Here is a 6,511-nt window from a genome sequence, read left to right as displayed (position 1 = left end):
CTGCGGTCAGCGTGGTCTTGCCGTGGTCAACGTGGCCAATCGTGCCGATGTTGACGTGCGGCTTATTACGCTCAAACTTTTCCTTTGCCATGATGGCCTCCTTTTTCGGTAATGAAGGGAGCGCGTTAGCCGCGCTCCCTCAAATCTTCGCTTATGCGTATTTCGCCTGAATCTCGTCCGAGATGTTCTGCGGAACCGGATCGTAGTGGTCGAACTGCATGGTGAACTGGGCACGGCCCGACGACATCGAACGCAGAGTGTTGATGTAGCCGAACATGTTCGCCAGCGGAACGAACGCGTCAATCGCGATCGCGTTGCCGCGCGGTTCCTGACCAGATACCTGGCCACGACGCGAGGTCAGGTCGCCGATGATACCGCCGGTGTATTCTTCCGGGGTGATCACTTCGACCTTCATGATCGGTTCAAGCAGTTTCGCGCCAGCTTTGCGCATGCCTTCACGCATACACATCCGCGATGCGATTTCGAACGCCAGAACGCTCGAGTCAACGTCGTGGAACTTACCGTCCAGCAGGGCAACCTTGAAGTCGATCACGGGGAAGCCAGCCAGCGGGCCGCTATCCATGACCGAGTTGATGCCTTTTTCAACACCCGGGATGTATTCCTTCGGAACGGCGCCGCCAACGATGCGACTTTCGAACGAATAGCCTTCGCCTGCCTCGGTCGGCTGGATCTCCAGCTTGACTTCCGCGAACTGACCCGAACCACCCGACTGTTTCTTGTGGGTGTAGGTGTGCTCGACCGGCATCGAGATGGTTTCACGATAGGCCACCTGAGGTGCACCGATGTTCGCTTCAACCTTGAACTCGCGCTTCAGACGGTCAACCAGGATGTCCAGGTGAAGTTCGCCCATGCCCTTCATGATGGTCTGACCGGATTCCAGATCAGTTTCCACACGGAAGGACGGGTCTTCGGCGGCCAGACGGGCCAGACCCTGAGACATCTTCTCTTGGTCGCCCTTGGTTTTGGGCTCAACCGCGATCTCGATAACCGGATCGGGGAAGGTCATGGTTTCCAGAACCACCGGATCCTTCGCGTCACACAGGGTGTCACCGGTGGTGGTGTCTTTCAGACCCGCCAGCGCGATGATGTCGCCTGCAAACGCTTCTTCGATCTCTTCCCGGTTGTTCGAGTGCATCATCATCATACGACCGATGCGCTCTTTCTTACCTTTGGTCGAGTTCAGGATCGAGTCACCCTTGTTCATGGTGCCCGAGTAGATCCGAGTGAAGGTCAGCGAGCCAACGAAGGGGTCGTTCATGATTTTGAACGCCAGACCCGAGAAGGCCATGTCGTCGTCTGCACGACGGGCGATGTCACGAACTTCTTCCTCGTCGCCGGGTTTGAAGCCCATGTAATCAACAACGTCCAGCGGGCTGGGCAGATAGTCGATCACAGCGTTGAGGAGCGGCTGAACGCCTTTGTTCTTGAACGCCGAACCACCCAGAACCGGAACGAACGCGATTTCCAGAGTACCTTTGCGCAGCAGGGCGCGCAGGGTCGGAACGTCGGGCTCATTGCCTTCCAGGTATTCCATCATCGCGTCGTCGTCCATTTCGACGGCCGCTTCGATCATCTTGCCGCGCCATTCGTCAGCCATGTCTTTCAGGCTGTCGCGGATAGGAGCTTTGATCCAGCTTGCGCCCAGATCTTCGCCCTGCCACAGCCACTCTTCCATGGTGACCAGGTCGATCAGGCCTTCCAGCTCGGACTCGGCACCGATCGGAATACCAACCGGAACAGCGCGTGCGCCGGTACGGTCTTCGATCATGTTGACGCAGTTGAAGAAGTCAGCGCCGATCTTGTCCATCTTGTTGACGAAAACCATACGCGGAACCTTGTAGCGGTCAGCCTGACGCCACACGGTTTCGGTCTGGGGCTCAACACCGGCGTTTGCGTCCAGAACGCAGACGGCACCGTCGAGAACCGCCAGCGAACGCTCAACTTCGATGGTGAAGTCAACGTGGCCGGGGGTGTCGATGATGTTCAGGCGGTGCTTAGGAGTTTCTGCGGTCTGACCGTCCTCGGTGCGTTCCCAGAAAGTGGTGGTCGCAGCCGAAGTGATGGTGATGCCGCGTTCCTGCTCCTGCTCCATCCAGTCCATGGTGGCTGCACCATCGTGCACCTCACCGATGTTGTGGGATTTACCAGTGTAATACAGGATACGCTCCGAGCAGGTGGTCTTACCTGCGTCGATGTGCGCCATGATACCGAAGTTACGGTACAGTTCGAGCGGATATTCGCGTGCCATTGGTCTAAGCCTCTCGGATTACCAACGATAATGGCTGAAGGCTTTGTTCGCCTCGGCCATCTTGTGGGTGTCTTCGCGTTTCTTGACGGCAGTACCGCGGGACTGAACGGCGTCCAGCAGCTCGCCTGCAAGGCGCTCTTCCATGGTGTTTTCGTTGCGGCCGCGCGCAGCAGTGATCAGCCAGCGGATGGCCAGTGCTTCGCGGCGCTCAGGGCGCACTTCGACCGGAACCTGATAGGTTGCACCACCAACCCGGCGCGAGCGAACCTCGACCGACGGTTTGATGTTGTCGAGCGCTTCGTGGAACACTTCGACAGGAGCGCGCTTTACCTTGTTCTCAACGCGGTCAAACGCGTTGTAAACGATGCGCTCTGCGACCGACTTCTTGCCGTCGATCATCAGGTTGTTCATGAATTTGGTCAGTACCTTGTCGCCAAATTTGGCGTCAGGCAGTACTTCGCGTTTTTCGGCGGCGTGACGACGTGACATATCAGCCTCTCCTTCTTACTTGGGACGCTTCGCGCCGTATTTCGAACGACGTTGCTTACGATCTTTGACGCCCTGAGTATCCAGAACACCGCGCAGGATGTGGTAACGCACACCGGGAAGGTCTTTTACACGGCCGCCACGGATCAGAACAACCGAGTGTTCCTGCAGGTTGTGGCTTTCACCCGGGATGTACGAGATAACCTCGAACCCGTTGGTCAAGCGCACCTTGGCAACCTTACGCATAGCCGAGTTCGGCTTCTTAGGTGTGGTGGTGTACACGCGGGTGCAAACGCCGCGCTTCTGCGGGCACTGCTCCAGGTGCATGGACTTCGAGCGTTTTACTTTGGGCTGCCGCGGTTTGCGGATCAGCTGTTGAATAGTTGGCATTCCGGTTTCTTCCCCGTTTTGCAACACACATGACATGCACGCGCGTTGCGTGCGGTTAAATTCGCTGCACTCATGCGTCCACAAGCGCAAAACCCGCGAGCGTTCCCATTCCGAGGTGAACGTCGCGGTTTGTTATCAGAGGGCGCGAACGATAAAAGTGTCCGGGCCTTGACCAGTTCATTACTGAAATCGGTTATGGGGCGGCCCCCGGTACCGAGATGTCGCGCGTATTAAGGGGAGTCGGCCCAAGTGTCAACAGCCCGGCGGGAAAGGCGTGTTGTGCATAAGAGCTCCGGCCGTCTATCAGGAACTAATGGAGATTCCCACTGCGCCGACACATTGCAGCACTTCGGCACCGGATGCATAGTGAGCATGCCCTGCAAACCATTGGATGCCCCATGCAAGTCTTTGGCCTGTGCCGATTTTCATTCCCTGCTCTGGGCGATTTCCAGATCGAACATGACACGGTCGCAGATCGACGCGCCCATCTCTACAACCCTGCTCGTCTGGAAGAGCGGTTCCGCTTGTTCGAATCTGTGACGTTGCCCGGCTTTCGCGCGCAGACAGATGGGGACTATCAGCTTCTGGTCGTTGTTGGGGACTGTCTGCCGAAAAAAGCGCTCGACCGGCTCAAGGACCTCACCGCTGACATCAAGCAGGTACGAATTGTCCAAAGACCCGTCGAACCAAGCCAGAAACACCGGCAGGTCATGAAACGAATCCTTCAGGAAGCGCGTTCAAATCCGGACCGGCCCTGTCTTCAATTTCGCCATGATGACGACGACAGCATTTCGATTGATTTCATCGAAAGACTGCGCGAGTCCGCCGATGATGTTGCCGGGCTGATTGGAAAAAATCAGGCCATAGGCCTCGATTTCAACAACGGATACCAGGCCAGCTTTGGGCCGAATGGGGTTCGGGCGGCACAAGTCTACAAATCTCTGCTTGGGGTGGGCTTGGGCATGCTTATCGCGGGCGGGTGCGCCCACACGATCATAAGTTTTACCCACAACCGGATCGGGCGTTTCATGCCAGTGGTCAGTTATCCTGATCGCCCGATGTGGATCAGGACATTGAACAACTCCAACGACTCGCCGCGCGCTGAAAAGCAGAAGGCGCAGCTTGCGCCGATCACGCCCGAAATCGAGACCGATTTTGCCACGCGTTTCGCGCTAAACCCCGGTTTCGTACGTTTGCCTCACTTCTCCGCCTGACGCGCCCGTTCGCGAAACAGAGTGAACATCCCTGCCCCAACAACCAATGCCGCGCCCAGCATTGTAATTCCGTCAGGCCAGTCTCCGAACACCACCCATCCAAGCCCAAGCGCCCAAATCAGGCTGGAATACCGGAAGGGGGCAACAAAGCCGACTTCTCCCACGCGCATGACCATGACACTGAATAGGTACCCCATCAGAACAAATACCGCAGCGCCAGCTATCATCATGCCGGGTCCAATAGAAATTGGCACCCAACCCTCGAGTATAGAGGCAATGGTTGCGGCTAATGTGATTGAGAGTGATGTTGCCAAAGTCACTACCATCGAAGGGACGTCTGCCGACATACGTCGCGTGATGAGATCACGGGCGGTGACAGCGGCAACCGCTATCAATGCATATATCGCGTAGATACTGAAACCGTCAGGGCCGGGGCGAACGATTAATATCATACCGAAGAACCCCAGTGCGATCGCAACGATCCGCATCCATCCGATCACCTCGCCAAAGAAAAGGGCGGCGCCCAAAGTCACGGTCAGGGGCAGTGCCTGCAAAACGGCGGTAACATTGGCGAGCGGCATATGCATCAGCGCGGTCAGGAAAAAGAATGTCGCCGCCAGCTCGGCTACACAGCGAAAGGCAATCAACCATTTGTCATGGCGCGAAAAGTCGATGTGAAGCGCACCAAGATGCCGCGCCAGAAAGAACACCAGAACCGTTGCCAATGCTCCGCGCATCGCAACCAATTGGAACAGGGGAATAGCCTGTCCGACCAGTTTCACCAGGGTGTCATTGATCGTAAAGGCAGCCATGCTGCCCATCATCAGCAATGCGCCTTTAACGTTAGGATTCATTTAATCAACACCCGGTCTTCAATATATCGTCGTACTCACTGTTCAATCGATCACGAAGTCAATTTGCGCCTGACAATCCTACGGTAATAGTTCCGACGAGTTACACCAACTGTCGGCTTGTCAGTCGTTTCAATCTGTCATCTGGGCGGAAGGCGTAGATTTCGAGATCTCGATCTCATCATCCGTCATCTCCTCTTCTACGCCATCAAACAATGGTGTCGAAAGGTAACGCTCGCCCGTATCTGGCAGCATTACCAACATGACGGAACCTTCCGGAGCAGTCTCGGCCAGTTTCATCGCGACCGCAAAGGTCGAGCCACCAGAAATACCGGTAAAAATCCCCTCTTCCGCGGCCAAACGGCGCGACCATGCAATACCGTCGCTACCGGGAACGGGAATCAACTCATCATAGTACGAGTTATCAATGGCCTCCTGCAGAACCCACGGAATAAAATCAGGCGTCCAGCCTTGGATCGGATGCGGCTCGAAGTTCGGATGGCTCTCGGTCGGCTGGTGTATTTCATTGCGCGTGTTCACATATCCTGACGACACAATGGCTGCGTTGGCAGGCTCTGTCAGGATGATCTTGGTCTCAGGGCGCGCTTTTCTAAGAGCCCGGGCCACGCCCGAGACGGTCCCGCCAGTGCCATAGCCCGTAACCCAATAGTCGAGATTCTGCCCATCAAAGTCACCCAAGATTTCCTGCGCGGTGGTATTTTCGTGAATATCGGCGTTGGCTGCGGTTTCAAACTGGCTGGCCAGGAACCAACCGTTCTGCTCGGCCAGTTCTTTAGCTTTTGTATACATGCCGAACCCCTTTTGCGCGCGCGGTGTCAGGACAACTTTTGCCCCCAAAAACCTCATCAGCTTGCGCCGCTCGACCGAGAAACTGTCGGCCATCGTCACAACCAAGGGATAGCCTTTGGCCGCACAGACCATCGCCAGCCCGATACCGGTATTCCCCGAGGTCGCCTCAACCACTGTCTGACCGGGTTTTAAGCTACCGTCGCGTTCTGCCGCTTCGATGATGTTGAGGGCAAGGCGATCTTTGACAGAACTGGCCGGGTTAAACGCTTCGAATTTTACGTAAACCGTCACGTTTGAGGGCGCGATCCTGTTTATTCGTATACTTGGCGTGTCTCCGACGGTGTCCAAAATACTGTCATACAGTCGCTTTCGCCCATGCGTTTGACGAGTTGTCATTGCGGCCCCCTCCTCTGTTGACGAAAGCATGCCACAAACCGGATCACATTAGTAACTATCTTTGTGAGAGTTCGCCTCGGAGCGCTCACAACAAG

The 6,511-nt window shown here is 56.1% G+C and carries 7 protein-coding genes; 1 reads left to right on the top strand and 6 read right to left on the bottom strand.

The features are described from left to right. The 4 genes from ACRZ96_RS15270 to rpsL all read right to left on the bottom strand — a co-directional run. Positions 1–91 (bottom strand): GTP-binding protein (locus tag ACRZ96_RS15270; RefSeq protein ID WP_036223564.1); only part of this gene is annotated, 91 nt, incomplete at its 3' end. A gap of 60 nt (positions 92–151) precedes the next feature. Continuing rightward, positions 152–2,269: an elongation factor G gene (fusA, locus tag ACRZ96_RS15265; RefSeq protein WP_170328783.1), complete on the bottom strand. Its 2,118-nt coding sequence runs from the start codon at positions 2,267–2,269 to the stop codon at positions 152–154. Positions 2,270–2,287: 18 nt separating this feature from the next. Next, the gene (gene rpsG / locus ACRZ96_RS15260) at positions 2,288–2,758 is read right to left on the bottom strand and encodes a 30S ribosomal protein S7 (RefSeq protein WP_010441203.1); all 471 of its coding nucleotides are present in this window, start codon (positions 2,756–2,758) and stop codon (positions 2,288–2,290) included. Between the two features lie 15 nt (positions 2,759–2,773). Further along, positions 2,774–3,145, bottom strand: coding sequence for a 30S ribosomal protein S12 (gene rpsL, locus ACRZ96_RS15255; RefSeq protein WP_005621086.1), 372 nt, complete (start codon positions 3,143–3,145; stop codon positions 2,774–2,776). 398 nt (positions 3,146–3,543) lie between these two features. On the opposite strand from rpsL, the gene ACRZ96_RS15250 reads away from it, so the two are divergent. Next, complete coding sequence (locus tag ACRZ96_RS15250; RefSeq protein ID WP_480814796.1) at positions 3,544–4,359, top strand: glycosyltransferase; 816 nt, start codon at positions 3,544–3,546, stop codon at positions 4,357–4,359. Here ACRZ96_RS15250 and ACRZ96_RS15245 read toward each other — a convergent pair. Then, positions 4,344–5,213: a DMT family transporter gene (locus tag ACRZ96_RS15245; protein ID WP_480814795.1), complete on the bottom strand. Its 870-nt coding sequence runs from the start codon at positions 5,211–5,213 to the stop codon at positions 4,344–4,346. The genes ACRZ96_RS15250 and ACRZ96_RS15245 overlap by 16 nt on opposite strands. Before the next feature lie 129 nt (positions 5,214–5,342). Beyond that, complete coding sequence (locus ACRZ96_RS15240) at positions 5,343–6,416, bottom strand: pyridoxal-phosphate dependent enzyme (protein WP_170596851.1); 1,074 nt, start codon at positions 6,414–6,416, stop codon at positions 5,343–5,345. Between the last annotated feature and the right edge of the window lie 95 nt (positions 6,417–6,511).

Source organism: Ruegeria sp. CF1, assembly GCF_056537445.1.
This window is presented reverse-complemented; position numbering and strand designations above follow the sequence as displayed.

Coding starts and splice junctions, on each gene's coding strand:
- fusA (WP_170328783.1), bottom strand. CDS start 2,269: ATGGCACGCGAATATCCGCTCGAACTGTACCGTAACTTCGGTATCATG.
- ACRZ96_RS15240 (WP_170596851.1), bottom strand. CDS start 6,416: ATGACAACTCGTCAAACGCATGGGCGAAAGCGACTGTATGACAGTATT.
- rpsG (WP_010441203.1), bottom strand. CDS start 2,758: ATGTCACGTCGTCACGCCGCCGAAAAACGCGAAGTACTGCCTGACGCC.
- ACRZ96_RS15250 (WP_480814796.1), top strand. CDS start 3,544: ATGCAAGTCTTTGGCCTGTGCCGATTTTCATTCCCTGCTCTGGGCGAT.
- rpsL (WP_005621086.1), bottom strand. CDS start 3,145: ATGCCAACTATTCAACAGCTGATCCGCAAACCGCGGCAGCCCAAAGTA.
- ACRZ96_RS15245 (WP_480814795.1), bottom strand. CDS start 5,213: ATGAATCCTAACGTTAAAGGCGCATTGCTGATGATGGGCAGCATGGCT.